Annotated in this window: 11 protein-coding genes; 5 read left to right on the top strand and 6 right to left on the bottom strand. The window is 35.6% G+C overall.

From position 1 onward, the window contains the following. Window positions 1-416: 416 nt before the first annotated feature. Together J8281_RS05005 and J8281_RS05010 are read right to left on the bottom strand one after the other, a co-directional pair. Window positions 417-2,723 carry an FdhF/YdeP family oxidoreductase gene (locus J8281_RS05005; RefSeq protein WP_210196510.1) on the bottom strand — a complete coding sequence of 769 codons (2,307 nt, stop codon included), beginning with the start codon at window positions 2,721-2,723 and terminating at the stop codon, window positions 417-419. A gap of 392 nt (window positions 2,724-3,115) precedes the next feature. Continuing rightward, a complete protein-coding gene (locus J8281_RS05010) occupies window positions 3,116-5,089 on the bottom strand; it encodes a putative porin (protein ID WP_210196511.1) in 1,974 nt (657 codons plus the stop codon). 146 nt (window positions 5,090-5,235) lie between these two features. Here J8281_RS05010 and J8281_RS05015 point away from each other — a divergent pair, with 146 nt between their 5' ends. Both J8281_RS05015 and J8281_RS05020 read left to right on the top strand, forming a co-directional pair. Continuing rightward, window positions 5,236-5,835 (top strand): ribonuclease HII, encoded by a 600-nt coding sequence (locus J8281_RS05015; RefSeq protein WP_210196512.1) that lies wholly within the window; start codon window positions 5,236-5,238, stop codon window positions 5,833-5,835. Between the two features lie 443 nt (window positions 5,836-6,278). Beyond that, window positions 6,279-8,747 (top strand): hypothetical protein, encoded by a 2,469-nt coding sequence (locus J8281_RS05020; RefSeq protein ID WP_210196513.1) that lies wholly within the window; start codon window positions 6,279-6,281, stop codon window positions 8,745-8,747. 351 nt (window positions 8,748-9,098) lie between these two features. On the opposite strand, the gene lipB is transcribed toward J8281_RS05020, so the two are convergent. Continuing rightward, window positions 9,099-9,803, bottom strand: a complete 705-nt coding sequence (gene lipB, locus J8281_RS05025) for a lipoyl(octanoyl) transferase LipB (protein ID WP_210196514.1) — start codon at window positions 9,801-9,803, stop codon at window positions 9,099-9,101. Window positions 9,804-10,033: 230 nt separating this feature from the next. Beyond that, the gene (locus J8281_RS05030; protein ID WP_210196515.1) at window positions 10,034-10,192 is read right to left on the bottom strand and encodes a YqaE/Pmp3 family membrane protein; all 159 of its coding nucleotides are present in this window, start codon (window positions 10,190-10,192) and stop codon (window positions 10,034-10,036) included. 278 nt (window positions 10,193-10,470) lie between these two features. Here J8281_RS05030 and lysS point away from each other — a divergent pair, with 278 nt between their 5' ends. Together lysS and J8281_RS05040 are read left to right on the top strand one after the other, a co-directional pair. After that, the gene (lysS, locus tag J8281_RS05035) at window positions 10,471-12,159 is read left to right on the top strand and encodes a lysine--tRNA ligase (protein ID WP_210196516.1); all 1,689 of its coding nucleotides are present in this window, start codon (window positions 10,471-10,473) and stop codon (window positions 12,157-12,159) included. 36 nt (window positions 12,160-12,195) lie between these two features. Beyond that, window positions 12,196-13,749: a hypothetical protein gene (locus J8281_RS05040; RefSeq protein WP_210196517.1), complete on the top strand. Its 1,554-nt coding sequence runs from the start codon at window positions 12,196-12,198 to the stop codon at window positions 13,747-13,749. A gap of 116 nt (window positions 13,750-13,865) precedes the next feature. On the opposite strand, the gene J8281_RS05045 is transcribed toward J8281_RS05040, so the two are convergent. Then, on the bottom strand, window positions 13,866-15,611 hold the full coding sequence (locus J8281_RS05045) for an alkaline phosphatase (protein ID WP_210196518.1): 1,746 nt from the start codon (window positions 15,609-15,611) through the stop codon (window positions 13,866-13,868). 243 nt (window positions 15,612-15,854) lie between these two features. Between J8281_RS05045 and J8281_RS05050 the strand changes: the two genes are divergently transcribed. Continuing rightward, entirely contained in the window at window positions 15,855-16,457 is a 603-nt protein-coding gene (locus J8281_RS05050; RefSeq protein ID WP_210196519.1) for an SPOR domain-containing protein, read from the top strand. Window positions 16,458-16,766: 309 nt separating this feature from the next. On the opposite strand, the gene yiaA is transcribed toward J8281_RS05050, so the two are convergent. Further along, entirely contained in the window at window positions 16,767-17,240 is a 474-nt protein-coding gene (gene yiaA, locus J8281_RS05055) for an inner membrane protein YiaA (protein ID WP_210196520.1), read from the bottom strand. Between the last annotated feature and the right edge of the window lie 179 nt (window positions 17,241-17,419).

The following is a 17,419-nucleotide window of genomic DNA, read 5'->3' on the forward strand; positions in this document are numbered from 1 at the left end:
AGCAATCTATACGCGCTGTCAATCAATATATCAATGAACTCGTAAAGCCCGTATCACCACTCTTAATAATGATACTAAACTCTCTTTGCTATTACCCAGGGAGTCGAACCCTAATTTACCCCTATCACTAAAAGTAAAAATCCCATCTAACCCTTCCTATGAACGTCGCTTGTCTCTCAAAGCGGGTGCAAATATACAACCCCTTTTTTAACCACCAAAACTTTTTTTGAGTTTTTTCTAAAACCATCTCAAAACCAAAAAAAAACAACAAAAATTCAAAAAACAAATCCCGTAAAAGAGATCGCAAAACTAAAACCCTTTTTTTAATCCACAATGGAATTTAGCACCTTTTTTTTAACACACCCTTAATACTCTTATAACCTTGAGGTTACAGAGAGAGAAATTTTCAAATTCCTTTAGATTTTTGCAACTTTTTCTAAATGAACAATTACAGATTTGCTAATTGGGGTATTACTTTTGTCTGCAAAATGATTATAGGGGACTAAAATATTTGTTTCAGGAAAATATGATGCCAGGTTTCCTTCAGGTATATTATATGAGATTATCAAGAAATTGGAAGCCTTTCTTTCTATATCATCGTACACACTAATTAAATTAACAACATCGAGTTCTTCTAACTGAAGCTCTTTCATATCGTTCTTATTCATCAACACCACTCTTCTCTCGTTATAAATACCTCTATACCGATCGTTTAAACCGTAAATAGTTGTGTTAAATTGATCATGCGAACGAATAGTCATTAACATAAACTGTTTATCGTTAACGTTGTGATTTGGCAAACCACAAATACTAAATTGAGCTTTTTTATCAGGAAGTTTGCTAAAATCTAATTCTCGAACATTATTGGGTAAGTAGAAGCCATGGTTTTTTGATTTTTCGTTTACATCTTTAAACCCATTTATCACTTTGGCCATTTTCTCTCTCATAAACTCGTAATCTGTACTAAGCGATGTCCAATCTACAGGGTGTTCTGATCCAAAATAAGACGTGGCGATATTTCCTATTATTTCTGGTTCACTTAGTAAGTTATCAGAAACGGGAGGCAATATACCTTTTGAGCGATGAACTTTACCCATACTATTCTCTACAGTAAAATATCTAGCCTTATTGTTTTTGTGATCATGTTCAGACCTTCCCAATGTAGGTAGGATAATAGCCGTTTTGCCGGTGATTAAATGAGACCTGTTCAACTTGGTACTAATATGAACAGTAAGCTCACATTGAGAAATAGCCTTTGCGGTATATTTGGTATCTGATGCAGCCGATAAAAAATTGCCCCCCAGACTCATAAAGACTTTTGCATGACCATCGTGCATTGCTTTCATAGCATGTACGGTATCATAACCCTCTTTATCTGGAGGTGTAAATCCGAATGTATTCTTTATAGCTTTATTTAACTCTTTTGATACAAAATGCATAATCCCTACAGTTCTGTCACCCTGAACATTACTATGCCCTCTAACCGGACAAGTGCCTGCTCCAGGTTTTCCTAAACTTCCTTTTAATAATAAAAGATTAACGCATTCTTTTATATTTTCAACACCATTTTTATGCTGGGTCAATCCCATGGCCCAACAAATAATTATTTTATTCTTTTTTGCTAAAATTTCGACGACTTTATCTATCTGTTCTTCCTTAACTCCGCAAAGGGATAACAATTGATCATTTGAGTACTGATCTACATCCTTTACTAAAGCCTCATATCCTTGAGTATATTTCTGAATAAAATCATGATCAAATACAGACGTGTCATTTTGATTTAGTTGTAAGAGTTTTTTTATGATTAACTTTAATAAAGGGATATCCTGATTAATTTTTACCTGAAGATGGTGATCTGAAATCGAGGTTCCCGAAAGAAGTACCCCCTTGGCTGATTGCGGATTTTTAAATCGAACAAGTCCTGCTTCTTTTAAGGGATTAATACTTATTACAGTCCCACCATTTTGTTTGCATTTTTCTAGCGCAGATAACATTCTAGGGTGGTTTGTTCCAGGATTTTGACCTAGGATCATCACGACCTCAGCCTCATAGAAATCTTCTAGTTTTACCGAGCCTTTACCGATACCTAAGGTTTCGTTTAAAGCAACACCACTGGATTCATGGCACATATTTGAGCAATCGGGCATGTTATTGGTGCCGAAGGCTCTTGAGAAGAGTCCGTATAAAAAGGCCGCTTCGTTGCTTGATCTTCCAGAGGTATAGAAAATTGCTTCATCGGGTGATTTTAACTTGTGTAATTGCTTAGCAATTGTGGCAAAGGCTTGCTCCCAAGAAATAGGTTCATAATGTATACTCCCGGGTCTGAGTATTAGAGGTTCGATCAAGCGTCCTTTTTGACCGATTGTATAATCTGACCATTGAGAGATTTCTTCGACTGAATATTTTTCAAAAAAATGGTGATCTATTGTTTTGTTAGTAGCTTCATCTGCTAGTGCTTTGGCTCCATTCTCACAATACTCTGCAATTTTGGATCTTTCTTTAGGATCTGGCCATGCGCAACTGGGACAATCGAAGCCATCTTTTTGATTCATTTTTACCAGCCCAGTCATTGATTTTGTCATTCCCATTTCTTTGAAGGCGTGTTGCAAAGCTACTTTTACAGCAGGAACACCAGCTGCATAATCTGCCGGCTCTTCTAATCGTATTCCTGTAAATGACGTTGACCCTACAATGGAAACATTTCTTTTTTTATCAGTATTCATAAGCTACACTCTATAGATATTGAAATCATCTTGACGTTCCTATTTTAAACTTTTCTGTTCGTTGTAAAACATATAAGAGTCGCTAAGGATATTATACTAAATCTACCATAAGATAGCACAAATCTCCTTGTTCATTTTCCCTCCTACTTCGTTGAAAAATAATTCCGTAGCTATGCAATAATTTTACGGTTTCGAAAGAGAAAAAGCAACTTTGCATCTTTTATGCCATTTTATAGTAGATTTGGTATTATTTGTAATGACTTGTCTAAAGATACATCTAAATCTTAAAAATGCACCAAGGATAGTAGTGAAAATCCCGCATTCGCCTAAAGCGAAGAGGAATTGCAACGGATAGCCTGCCCGGGTGCCCTAAATGTTATACTAAGTTGGTATTATAAAAAGAAGTTCCAAACCAAGCCAAAACGTATTACCGCGTCTCGTGTTGCATACCTTGGGGCCGAGAATTCATTATTAGAACCAAAGGCCTCTCCGAAGTTTTCAACCTTGAAATAAACCCGAGTTTGTTTCACTTTAGCATTGAAGAAAATATCAATTTGAGGAAACCCTCCTATTTCTTGCTCGTTTTGAGTGTAGAACTCGGCCAGCACAGGATCGTAGCCATCGGCGTTATAAGCACTAAAATATTTTAGCGTAACCCCGGTTTGTAGAAAAAGAGCATTATTTTTAAACCAGTAATCTTCAAAATACAAGCTATTTCTAGTAATAATTTCTGGTACATTGTAGATTTGATTACCACCGCTTACACTTTGGTACATTATCGTATTTTCTAGACCTAACTTCCACCATTTGACTCCCTGAACGAGCTTAACTTTTAAAAGATTAATACTTTCTGAAGCTTGCCTGGGCACAGTTATCGAATCTGCATCTTTAGTAAAATATGTGAAATTATCTATTGTAGAATAGCTGGCTTCAATATCTGCAATTTTTGTCGCTTTTAAACGAACTTGAACTTTTTGAGTTGCTACATTTTCAAAATTGTTTTGCCAATTGTAATTTATGTAGTCACTTTGATATAATAAGAAATTATAGTTTGGCGCCACAGAACTTGTACTTATTTTGGCATGCAGTTGATAGCGATCATTTAGGCTAAAGCCGGCTCCGGCGTTTACGTAATTTCCTTCGAATTCGCCTGATACTATAGACATCCCATCGGCGAACAACTGAAACCCTTTATAGGTGTTCTGATATGCTCCCCCAATGGCATATATTTCTCCTTTTAGACGATTAACGATATTAATTGGATTGCCTTCGGCATCGATCTGACTTAAAATTGTATTATAGCCATAATTGTAATTAGAACTGCTTCCTATAATTTTAATCTTGCCTAACCATTTATTTTTAAATTCCAGGAATACCTGGTTGCTAAAATCTTCTAAAGCAACATCGTCTGCAACAGCAGTAGATTCGTAGGACTGCCCAAAAAGATCATTAGGTTGGGTTTGATCAAAACGATATGATTTATCGCTAAGATCCAGAATATGCCCCACAGTTAACTCTGTAGTATCTGTACTATCTGTTTGATGTAGTACTGCAAATTCATGATCTAAATAAAACCGTTTCCCCAGGAGAATATTTTCGGCATTTTCAAAATTTACCGAAATAGCGCCACGATCCTGAAAATCCTCTTGTGCCTGGTCACTTGAAAATGCACCTAACGCCAAATATTGTTCTAAACCCTGATTTGATAGACCTCCGTTTTCTTCATTAAGCAGGTCTTGTGAAACAAAATGAGATTTTATACGATATCTATTATTTTTTGTTGTGTAATTTAATGTACTTCTAAAATTACCTGTACTGGTTAATGCATGTTGATACTTACCCAGAGAACGCACTCCTTTGTATGCTAAAGACAGATTGAGTCGCGGTGATGTATTTACCGTAAAAAAAGCATCAAGTTGTTGCCCCTGTTCGAAGGTTGTTCTAAAATACAATTCTGTTAATGGTGTAGGGACGTGATAATAATTAATATCTTCTACTTCCATAAAATTAAAATGTCTTGCTCGTGCTCCAAATAGAGGGAGTAACCGATCTCTTTCTTCTTGCTTGACCAGACTATTATAGGATTGCCCTACATTATGAATGGGCTGCAATTCAAAATCATCTCTACGAAGGTAGTTAAACTTATAATCTTTTTGTAACGTAAGTGTGGTATCGACATAAGTAGTATCGTTTTGCACGGTAATGATCTTATAATCGCTAATGGGCGGTTTATCCCTTTTTTCTTTGGGAGCAAACTTTCTCTCAGGGCCTTTGGATTGGGTTCCTGTCTCCTCTGGATTTCCTACCTGAGCTCTTAGTAAAGAACTTGAAAGAAGTGCAACTAAAATTATCAGAATTTTTTTCATTAACATGCTAAACTGAGGCAAAAATATACTTTTTTTTAAACGAAAGTACATGATACTTATGGTTTGTTTGGTTTCACCCGGATAAAGTTTTTATCTATTCTGCAAAATTGTTTTTTGTAATTTTATCCTTACTGTATATTCGCAATATGCTAACATTACAACTACATCCCAATCTATTAGAATGCGGAACCGACGAAGCTGGTCGAGGTTGTTTGGCCGGACCAGTTACTGCGGCTGCTATTATTCTTCCTTCCGATTTTAGCAACATCATTTTAAATGATTCTAAACAGCTTACAGAAATCAAAAGAAAACACTTAAAACCTTTATTAGAAGACTGCGCTATAGCCTATGGTGTTACACATATTTTTATGGAAAAGATCGATGAGATCAATATATTGAACGCATCTATTCTTGCCATGCAGCAGTCTATTCAACAATTAAAACCCCAACCAGAGCATATTATTGTCGACGGGAACAAATTTAAACCCTATCAAAGTATCCCACATACCTGTATTATAAAAGGAGATGGAAAGTACTTAAATATTGCAGCAGCTTCAGTTTTGGCAAAAACATATAGGGACGAATATATGGAACGTATTCATGAAGAATACCCAATGTACAATTGGAAAAAAAATAAAGGATATCCTACTAAAGAACATCGTGAAGCTATTCGTAAACATGGTATTACGAAATATCACAGAAAGAGTTTCAGATTACTGCCTAATCAGCTTACGTTACGTTTATAATAGTAAAGTAAACTACCTTAGGGCATTATACCCTTTGGCGGTACCATTAAAATTTTTAAAATTATTTATTTCTATTTTCTAAAATAAATAAGGACAGAAACTCGTTTCAAAAAAGTTACGTTTATTAAAGTGTAGAATGAAATAGCTTATCCTAGGTAGTGCTATCAGCGTATTAGAATCAAGGCCGCTTCGCTTTGGGAATCAAGAAACTAGATTATCCTTTTGTCTTGGATCTTAATCCTGAAAGTCTTTTGTGTCTATTTGCTAAACCTAAGGCAGAGCGTAGCTAGAATGCTATTGATCAAACTTAATTATCAACAAAAAAAGCTAATATATCGTAATTATATTTCGGCTTTTCATACAGACTTTATATTTTGCAAACCAGAAAGCCAAAAATTTTAAATTTGGACACTAAGCCGAAACACACAAAACGTACCCAAGTCATGAGACACCTACTTCTATATCTTTTGGTATGTATCACCATTTCTTGTACCCAGGATACCGAAGAGTCTAATGCTTTAATCGACCATATCCCAATCGATTCGCAGGTTGTAATCAAAATAAATGACTTAGAAGAAGCCTCTGGGAAACTTCGGGATAATAGCTTTATCAAGAATACTGCAGATATTGCTTTTTTCGATTACTTTAAAAAGGTATCGGTGCTTAATGAGACCTCTAAAAAAGAAGGGGTTCTTTGTTTTTCTCCGCGAGGAAAGAATGATTTTGACTACACTTATATTTCAAAATTTGATCCCGCAACGCTCAATGTGGATGGAGCAGTTACCGAAAATGTAGAAACTATCGATTATTCAAATAAAACGATTTTCAAAGTAACCGCAAAAGGAAAAACATTCTACGCTACTCGTTCTGATAGTATATTGGTAGCTTCTTCTTCTCAACTTCTTATTGAAAATGCAATACGCATTCAAGCCAATCCTTTACCTATAGCACCAGGCTTGCAAAAGGTATTTGACGTTGCGGGCACAGATAATCCATTGTCTATTCTTATCAATGGAAAAAAGTTAACTAATGTTTATCATTCTCTACTCCCTGAAGCCACTTCAAAGCATTTGGATAATTTTAGTGGATGGGCAGCTTTAGATGCCTCTATTGATCAAAATTCTATTCGGGTGGATGGAATTGCTATAGAAAAAGACTCTTTACATAGCACCATTGGGATATTTGATAATACCATTGCTCAAGAAAATAAAATTGCAAGAGTAGTACCTGTTACTGCAAAAGGATTTATTTCATTTACATATGATGACTTTGAGGTAATAAAGAAAAACCTGGCTATGGCCCAAGATAGAGCGCTAGAGGATATCCCTAATGACCTGGATGAAATTTTATCAGGTGTATCTGAGTTTGGTTTTGCCTTTATGGAAAAAGAAGATGCTTTATATTTAACGTGTTTGGATGCAGAGACCGCTGCCAAAAGCTTGGGAGGAAATAAAATAAACACCTATCGAGGTATTGCTATTCATTCTTATCAAAATACTGATGCTTTTTCGCAAATTTTGAATCCCTTAGTCAAAGAGTTCGAAGCTAAGTATTACTTCGCCTATGAAGAATTTATTGTTTTAGGAACTTCTGTAAACGTCTTAAAAGATATTATTGCCAATATTCAAAATCAAACGCTGATGCATCAACAAAACTATTATAAAGATGCTGTTAAAGGCCTATCCGATAATTCTTCTATCCTTGTTGCAGGCAGCCTGTCGTTCTTAAAAGACTATATTACAGATCATGTCGATAGCAAATATACCAAACAGTGGAATACACTTAAGACTAAAGGGTATCCCATCACGGTATTGCAGGTTATTAAAGAAAATGACTTTGCGCATATCCATGGTGTTCTACAAAAAACTATTGCCAAAGGAGCTGCGACTTCAGTAACACAAGTTGCTTCTACAACACTTGAAGAAAAGTTACTTACCCCACCCATTCTCGTTAAAAATCATCGCACCAAAGGAATGGATATTGTTGTTCAGGATATTAAAAATAACTTGTACCTGATTTCAGATAAAGGAGCTATTTTTTGGAAGAAAAAAATCGATGGAGAAATCCTGGGAGACATACAACAAATAGATATTTATAAAAACGGAAGGTATCAACTACTTTTTACAACTTCTAATACGCTTTACCTTGTCGACCGCGACGGAAAAGATGTAGCGCCCTACCCTAAGAAGTTTGAAAAAACAATCACCCAGCCTCTAGCGTTATTCGATTATGACAAAAGCAAAAGATATCGCATCGTTATTACTCAAGGTAACCAGATACAAATGTTTGATGCTAAAGGTAAAATCGTATCTGGATTTGAATTTAAAAAAACTGAAAGTGATCTTATTTTACCTCCTAAACATATCAGAATAGGCACGAAAGATTATATAGTCATACCTCAAGAAAATGGAACCTTACGTATTCTTGACCGATTAGGAAGAACCCGCGTTGCAGTGAAGAACAAAATCGATTTTTCTAAAAATGAATGGTACCAATACCAGGATAAGTTTACGTCGCTTACCAAAGATGGTAAACTGATACAAATCGATGAGAATGGTGGTGTTGCCATGCAGCCCTTAAACGGAAATAAAGATAATCTCTTAGTAGCTACTAATAAAACACGGGTTATCCTGTCTGAAAACAAACTATCCATTAAAGGAAGAACGTTAGCACTTGATTACGGGGTGTATACGGCACCTAAACTGTACTATATTAATAATAAAATTTACATAACGATCACCGACATACAGTCCAACAAAGTGTATTTGTATGACAGTAATGCAGAGCTATTTCCAAATTTTCCGGTGTATGGTAATTCTGTATTGCGTCTTGGTAATATGGATAAAGATGACAAATTAGAATTTGTAGTGCAAGGAGAAGAAGATGGTTTACTTATCTATCAGATAAATTAGTAAACCACCTCGGAGGCAAAATCTCGAGGGCATTGAACCCTCCGGCAATATCCATAGAAATGTTGAGCAAAATTTCTGTTATTTATAAAATTATATAATATGAATATCCGTAATTTAACCTAAACGGTTTGCGTCAAGCTGAATACTGAAACGAGTTCAGCACAGGCTTGTTTCAGCTTCTTATCTTAATTTACTTAAACTAAACTTGATGAGATCCTGAAATGAATTCAGGATGACTTCTTAGTTGAATTTTGGGTATAATAACGGACTATGAAATCATATAAAGTATAAAACCAATTTCAATTTAAGATGCTACTAAAATAACTCTAAAAATAAGTCAAATGAGTTCATTCATTTTAGTATAAGTTTTGCTTCAAACAAGGCTTTGAAATGCTTTAATAATTTATTTTTAACTTCATTTGTATCTACCCTGTCCAGACCCAATTCAACATGTAATGAAGTCACTGCTTTCCCTTTTATTCCACAAGGTATAATATGATCAAAATATCCTAAATCTGCGTTTACATTTAAAGCAAATCCATGCATAGTTACCCAACGACTTGCACGAACTCCCATAGCGCAAATTTTTCGAGCAAATGGAGTATTTACATCAAGCCAAACTCCTGTTTCACCTTCACTTCTTGTGCCCTTGATACCGTATTCGGCTAGCGTGAGAATGACCATTTCTTCTAAAAGTCGAAGATATTTATGTATATCGGTAAAAAAATTATCCAAATCTAAAATAGGATACCCAACGATTTGTCCTGGTCCGTGATAGGTGATATCGCCTCCTCGATTGATCTTGTAAAATGTTGCGTTTTTTTCTTTTAGTTGCTTATCAGACAATAAAAGATTGCTCATATCCCCACTTTTACCAAGGGTATATACATGTGGGTGTTCTACAAACAAAAAATAATTCGAAGTTTTTAATCCGGCAGCTTCTCTACGGTTTTTGATTTTGGTGTTCAAGATTTCCTGAAATAGTTGTTCCTGATATGACCAGGTTTCTTTAAAGTCTTTATTGCCTAACTCTCTAACTTCAATGTTTTTATTCATATTTATTGTTCAAATACAATAGTTTAACCCAGATTATGTATTAGAATTTCGTAATAAGGCTTGAAATTCCAATAAAAAAGGTGTTTTCTCAATTTCTTTCCAGCATCGCTACGGTGACATTGAAAAATACAGCACAGCGTTTATTTTTGAAGGTATGTTAAGTCGTAATACCTGCTCGCCTTTTTTTAAATAAAATGGCAGGCGGGGATGGTATACTGCATAATCCAGGTTTAACTATTTGGATTATTTATAATGACTAATGCGGCAATAACTCCCGGAACCCAACCACAGAGTGTTAATAATAATACGATAAGCAATGATCCACATCCTTTATCTATAACGGACAAAGGTGGAAAAAATATAGCCAATACAACTCTCCAAATACTCATTTTGATCAATTACAAAGTTACGATTTAATTACTGACTAATTAGACTATGCAAAGTTAGTTTTGTTACAAGATTTTTACGTGTAACCAATTCAGGTAGCATAAAGATTATAGCTTAATAAAAAGAACTGGTTTAGCTATAATAAGCCCCTTTATCTTACATTGATTAAGTTATTAATGATCCTATAGCGTTGAACTCTTGCTAACAAGTCTTTCGTAAAAATTAGGATTGAAAGATTAGACCATAGTTTGTATCTTTGCAGGCTTAAAAAGGCAGATTTATGCAACTATCGGAACAAGAACTTGTTAGAAGAGAAAAATTAAACACATTACGCAGCTTGGGGATAAATCCGTATCCAGCGGCGCTGTACCCAGTTGATCATACTTCAGAAAAAATTAAACATGAATTTGAAGAAGGCAAACAGGTGGTTATAGCGGGTAGACTGATGTCTAGAAGGATACAAGGTAAAGCGTCGTTTGCAGAGGTACAAGATGCTAAAGGCCGTATACAAGTTTATTTTAATAGAGATGAAATCTGCCAAAGCGAAGACAAAACAAAATACAATGAAATCTATAAAAAACTCTTAGACATAGGAGATTTTATTGGTATAGAAGGCGAACTTTTCACCACTCAGGTAGGTGAAAAAACGGTGATGGTTAAAGATTTTGTGCTGTTAAGCAAAGCTTTGAAACCGCTCCCTCTACCTAAAACAGATAAAGAAGGGAATACCTATGACGAGTTTAATGATCCCGAATTACGTTACAGGCAACGATATGCCGACTTGGTGGTAAATCCTAATGTAAAAAATGTCTTTATTAAAAGGACCAAGCTTTTTAACGCAATGCGCGAGTTTTTTAATGACCGTGGTTATTTCGAAGTAGAAACTCCGATCTTACAACCTATCCCAGGTGGTGCAGCAGCCCGACCTTTTATAACCCATCACAATTCTTTAGATATTCCATTATACATGCGAATCGCTAATGAGTTATATCTTAAACGATTAATAGTAGGTGGTTTTGATGGCGTGTACGAATTCTCTAAAAACTTCAGAAATGAAGGTATGGATCGCACTCACAATCCCGAATTTACGGCTATGGAGATTTATGTGGCGTACAAAGACTATAATTGGATGATGGATTTTTGTGAACAGTTGCTAGAGCATTGTGCCATTGCAGTTAATGGAACAACAGAAGCTACTTTTGATGGAAATACGATTGATTTTAAAGCGCCTTATCCCAGGATAACCATGGCAGACTCAATTAAACATTTTACGGGTTTTGATATTACCGGAAAGACTGAAGATGAAATTCGTCATGCAGCTAAAGATATGGGTATTGAGGTCGACGACACTATGGGTAAAGGAAAACTTATCGACGAGATTTTTGGTGAAAAGTGTGAAGGCAATTATATACAACCTACCTTTATAACCGATTATCCTAAAGAAATGAGCCCATTGTGCAAAGAACACAGAGATCATCCCGAACTAACAGAACGTTTTGAATTGATGGTTTGTGGGAAAGAGATTGCCAATGCATATTCAGAATTAAATGATCCCATCGATCAACGTGAACGTTTTGAAGAACAACTCAAACTAGCCGAGAAAGGCGATGACGAAGCCATGTTTATCGACCAGGATTTTTTACGTGCGTTAGCGTATGGAATGCCTCCTACATCGGGAATGGGAATTGGCATGGATAGATTAATCATGTATCTAACAGATAATCAATCCATACAAGAAGTTTTATTTTTTCCTCAGATGCGACCAGAGAAAAAAGCCATCGCGCTTAGTGACGAAGAAAAAGCTGTTTTCGACATTTTAAAAAATTCATCTCCTATTGATCTCAATGAATTAAAATCAAAGTCGGGGTTAAGTAATAAGAAATGGGACAAAACAATCAAAGGACTTACCAAAAACAAGTTGGCCAAAGTAGATAAGACTGAAGCCGGGTTATTGGTAGCGTTACTTTAAACATTGTGCGTATGCCCTTTATCAACGCCATAAAGTATGAATGAAAAATTATTTTGTATTATCGCTCTATTTTGTTGGGGTTTATCTATCGGTCAAAGTACAAACTTAGCCAATAAACCTTTCAAAACTTCATATATTAAGCTACCCTCGCAACCCGTTTTAGATGATAGCAGAAGAACATATACTACAAATTCAAAGTATATTTTTTTAAGAGGTTTTTCTAAAGTTAACTCGGGAGCAACCCTTGATATCACTTTGGACTATCAAGGTATATCTGCGGGAGAATATGAGATTCAAAGAGAGCTTATAGAGAAAAAGGACGACAATGGCACAATAACCTCATCATACTATTTATATAGGATTCTGGTCGATTATAACTCTAATGCTACTATTCAAATAAGTAATTCACTTACAGCCGAAGCGGTAGAAAAATCTTTTTCTGAAAACAATACATTAAGAAGCAATACATTTAGTACTGCTGAAGAAGCAAAGAAGTATTACTATAACAACAATAGTACTATTAAAAAAAGGTATCGATCAGAGCAATGGGTTCGTATCATTAGACGAATACGTAACTACCTCAATAGTACCTATGGATACATCCCTTCTGAAAGCAACAATGAAACCTTTTTAATAGTAAGCTCAAAAAAACATCCCGAGTATAGCACTCATCAAAAAGCCTATGAAGAGTTAAAGAACATCTTTGATAGAATGTATTATAAAGCACCTATATCGGCTCTTTTTCTTAGGGCTCAACCTATTATTGCCTCATTTGATAAAATCGCTCAAAACTATACTAGTACCAAACGCAAAGAACGAAAATTGCGCCATGCCAGTTATTCCAATATTTCTAAAATCTATTATTTCTTTGATAATCCAGGTAAAGCCAGAGAATATGCGTTAAAAATGATAACGAATGATTTTAATGCAAGTGAAGGTAGAGCGTGGCTCAAAAAAGCCGATCTATTACAAGAGAAATTCGAGATTAATCAAACATCATCTAGACATTTTGATATTTTTACAGAAGATCTTACAAATCTTACGGAGACTCCGTTTGATGATGAAACTACTGTAGAAGAAATAGAAAAACCAGAAGATCATATTATTGCTTACTTAATTACGGCAGCGAATGATACGATTGCGGCACAGATCACGAAACCCGCAATTACTGAAATCGGATATCAAGTAGCGCTTCAGGTACAGGATGAAAACGGCGCCGTAAGAACCACTCCTTTTGATGCCGAAAACAGCAAAACATTAGCTTTAGGAAACGGTGATATCTATACAACGGTTACCTTCAAAGAAGCTACAAATGGAAAAACTACTCCCAAATTTGTTAAAATCATTCATAAATCTGATCAAATCAGCTTGTTTCTATATGACAATAAAGAACTTATACTCAAAACTCCAGAGAGTGAGATAGGTACCTCGACGCTCAGTTCAGAATTTATATTTGACTTAAGAAAAAAGCTAGTGAAATACGCAGGTGAATGCGTAAATCTTGCCGAGCGTGCCAGTAAAAATGAATTTAAAAATACGCAAGATAGCTTACTTCAATTTTGCAAAGCACTTTCTGCTTGTCAGGAGTAATACCACTTTCTTTTGACAAAGAAAAAAGTGCTATGGAAAGCTTTATTCATTTTGACATGTTTTGAATACGCCTATATGGTTATGTTTTTTTCAAAAGCTTCTTTATCATATAGCTTTTAGCTATAAGAGAAGGTATGACCTACGGTTTCTAAATAATTGTTTTGCGCTATAGTATCGATAAAGCTCCATTGTGCGGTAGCGTTACCCTTGGTAAATGTCACTTTTAAATACCCTCTCCTGGAAGCATCGGTATACTGTAGCTCATCTATTAGCGTAGCTAATGCAGCTTCAAATCCAGGAATTTGATCATCTTGTAAACCTGCAAAATTTTCAAATCCCGGAGAAGTTACAGAAGAGGTTGCGAATTCCACTCCAATTTCATTTCCCTGTAAATTTCTAAGAATACTATGCCATGCATTGTGTGTATCGCCGGCAAGGCAAACCATTTTCTTATCAGCCAAAGCAGTAAAAATCTGCTCTCTTTCTGCAAAATAACCATCCCAGGCATCCAAATTGTAAGGCAGTACGGTTCGAATCCTTGTAATCTCTTCGGTTGTAAGGGACTCATCGCCTGCTATCAGTCTCGTTTTAATAGCTGTTAATTGTGATAGTGAATTCTGAAATGCAAACGCAGTCTCAGCAGAAACAGATCCCGTGGCGCTTACTTCTGCAACAACCTGCCCTAAAATAATTAAAACTTCTGAAGGAATAAACATTTTGCCCATCAATACCTGTTGCCCTAGTACTTGCCAAGTTGTAGTGCTTGAAGAAATTACACCAGACAACCAATTCAATTGCTCAGCACCTAATAACGTTCTGCCAGAGTCTAAAAGAGCTGCCTGAAAAGCTTCACTATCCAACTCACCTGTAGAAAAATTAAAAAAATCATTATACGATAATTGCCTATCCCTACCTATAATTCTGGTATCCAGCATGTGTAAGCTCAACATCGATCCAAAATTAAAAGATCTATATATCTTTGCAGGATCTGATGATCGAATGGGTAAAAATTCGCTGTACACCTGTATAGCTGTCTTTTTTCTTGCTTCGTAAGAACCCTCATCACTCTGGTGATTCTCTGCACCTTCACTATAAGCATCATTCGTAATTTCATGGTCATCCCAGACGCAAATAAACGGTTTCTTTTGGTGCGCTAACTGTAATTGTTTATCACTTCGGTATTGTTTATAACGTTCTCGATACTCCTGCAGGCTTACAATTTCATTTTTAGGTTTGTGTACCCTTCCTAACGCTACTGTATTTTCATTCGTACCGTATTCCCCTTCACCGTATTCGTAGATATAATCGCCAAGGTGAACAATAACATCTGCATCAGAATTAGCCATGGCATCATACACATTAAAAAGACCAGCGGCGTAATTTGCACAAGAACATACTGCTAATTTTACATCGGCCACGTTATCTGCAGCTGCTGGTAATGTAATAGTTTCTCCTATTACAGAAACTGTATTCGATGCTATATTGAAAAAACGATAATACCATGTACTATTGCTATCCAACTCCTGCACATCTACGGCTACCGTATAATCATGTTCGGCAGTAGCCAGAGCGGTACCATTGCGAACTATGTTATCAAAAGCAGCATCGGTTGCGACTTGCCAATTAAGCACTATACCTTCTAAGGGAGACTCTTTGGCCTCTACAGTATACCTAGTCCAGATAATAACCCGACTGGCAGTTGGATCAAAACTCGCTACACCCTCTAAAAAATTAGTTCTCCTAAGATCAGTAGGCACTATGGGTAAACTATCGTCATCATTAGTGCAACTAATATATATAGGTGCCAGTAGCAGTCCGCCGGTTGCTAAAAGTGATTTTTCAAAAAATTTTCTTCTATCCATTGTTGTGTGAAATTAATAAGACATAAAGGTATTTTCACTTCAATAAATACATGTTACGCACTAATTAAATAAATCTTAATTTATGTATTGTATACTCTTAAAAAGTACCTCCTGAATGTTGAACGAGGTTGCTGTTAACCAATTCATCAAAATGATGTATATGCTGCGGTTACTGAATAAAAGCTTTCGTAGCGTTCAGTTTTTCAAGAATTCCTATATTTGAATGTATAAAATCAAACGACCATGCCTTTTATTACAGACGAAGAATTACAGGATTTCAAGAATCAAATAGAGAAAGCCGAAGAGGCACAACGTTCCTCAAATTACATGCGAGAAAAAGCCGTTAGAGATGAAAAAGAAAATGCTAATAAATTTAAGATCGCAACGATTATTCTAGGTATCGTTGCATTGTTGGGAGTAGCAGGTACAATTTATTTCATGAACTTTAATACTCCGGCAAACATGATTTCACAAAAGGATCATAAGGCACAAGTAGCAAAGCTAAATACGAAGGTTAGTGAATTGGAAGAGACGGTTCAAAACCTTTCTATGAATCAGGAAGTAGATGGCAATACAGCAGAAAGTAGCGGTTCGCTTAATGATCAGATCGTATATGCCGTTCAAATTGGTGCTTTTGAAGAGAGAAATTTGTCGTTATATTCTGAAAACTTTGTCAATTTTAGAGAAATTAAGAAAGAGGGATTTAACAAATACGCCATTGGAAATTTTGAAACGTTGAATGAAGCCAAGAAATTTCGCAGAGAACTTATTAAAATGGGTTTTAGAAATGCGTTTATTGCCTCTTATCAAAATGATAAGCGAATCAAAATTGAAGAAGCCTGGTAAACAATTAGCAGTACAGAGTAGTTAGTACCAAGTATTGAGTACAATACCATATAGGGTTAAGTTGTTGTATCTACTGTTGAGCATATTCAAATCTTGTATGCTAAGCTAAGTCAGGAGAGTATTCGTTTGTGAGTTTACACTATTGATTTTATTTAAAAAGCAAACTACCTTGGGGTATGATACCCTTTGATGGTGCCAATAAAAAGATGGTCATAAGAATACGACCATCTTTTCTGATCATCAAAACAAAGAGCCTACCCCAAAATCAATTTAATAAACATATCAAATTGACCCGACTCCTTCTTTTGATTACTTATTGCTATCGTCTATATACTTTTTATCTCTAGTGTTTTTTTGCACGGCAATAGCTGCGAACAGACTTAGCGTAAAAGACATTCCATAAAATCCTTTTTCACTAAGCTCGAGATCTGCATTCCATAACCCGATAATAAGTAGTAAAATAGAGGTTAGTGTGGTAAACCAACTAATCCCATAGTAGATTTCGGTAACCGGAATCCCCTCTAATCGATCCCTAACACTTTTTTGAACAGATACTGCAGAGAACAATCCAAATAATAAGATTGTAAAATAATATCCTTTCTCATTCAGCAGCATGTCGGCGTTCCATAATCCAATACAATAGGATATCATACCGATAAATAGAGCCGACCATGAAGCTGATATAAAAGCCGGTGTTGGCTTTTGATCATATACCTTTGGTTGTTTCTTTTCCTTTTTGTCTTTTGTATCTACAGATACATCGTTGCTAAATTGATAATCCATACTTATTTAATTTTGATGATTTAACAGTACAAATGTGCAACGATCTTATGAAGTAGTAAACTCAATTTTTGATAAAAACTTACGATATAATTAGTGTAAATTTTGGCTGTTTTGTTTTATAATATATCTCGATACAACCCTCCTACCGTCGGATCACTCGATGTGAGGTAGTGCATAAA

Source organism: Aquimarina sp. U1-2 (genome assembly GCF_017897595.1).
In the GTDB taxonomy this organism is placed as follows: domain Bacteria; phylum Bacteroidota; class Bacteroidia; order Flavobacteriales; family Flavobacteriaceae; genus Aquimarina.

Bases quoted from the DNA above. Each gene is read 5' to 3' on its own strand.
- J8281_RS05010 (WP_210196511.1), bottom strand. From the start codon at position 5,089: ATGAAAAAAATTCTGATAATTTTAGTTGCACTTCTTTCAAGTTCTTTA.
- J8281_RS05020 (WP_210196513.1), top strand. From the start codon at position 6,279: ATGAGACACCTACTTCTATATCTTTTGGTATGTATCACCATTTCTTGT.
- J8281_RS05030 (WP_210196515.1), bottom strand. From the start codon at position 10,192: ATGAGTATTTGGAGAGTTGTATTGGCTATATTTTTTCCACCTTTGTCC.
- lipB (WP_210196514.1), bottom strand. From the start codon at position 9,803: ATGAATAAAAACATTGAAGTTAGAGAGTTAGGCAATAAAGACTTTAAA.
- J8281_RS05005 (WP_210196510.1), bottom strand. From the start codon at position 2,723: ATGAATACTGATAAAAAAAGAAATGTTTCCATTGTAGGGTCAACGTCA.
- yiaA (WP_210196520.1), bottom strand. From the start codon at position 17,240: ATGGATTATCAATTTAGCAACGATGTATCTGTAGATACAAAAGACAAA.
- J8281_RS05040 (WP_210196517.1), top strand. From the start codon at position 12,196: ATGAATGAAAAATTATTTTGTATTATCGCTCTATTTTGTTGGGGTTTA.
- J8281_RS05050 (WP_210196519.1), top strand. From the start codon at position 15,855: ATGCCTTTTATTACAGACGAAGAATTACAGGATTTCAAGAATCAAATA.
- lysS (WP_210196516.1), top strand. From the start codon at position 10,471: ATGCAACTATCGGAACAAGAACTTGTTAGAAGAGAAAAATTAAACACA.
- J8281_RS05045 (WP_210196518.1), bottom strand. From the start codon at position 15,611: ATGGATAGAAGAAAATTTTTTGAAAAATCACTTTTAGCAACCGGCGGA.
- J8281_RS05015 (WP_210196512.1), top strand. From the start codon at position 5,236: ATGCTAACATTACAACTACATCCCAATCTATTAGAATGCGGAACCGAC.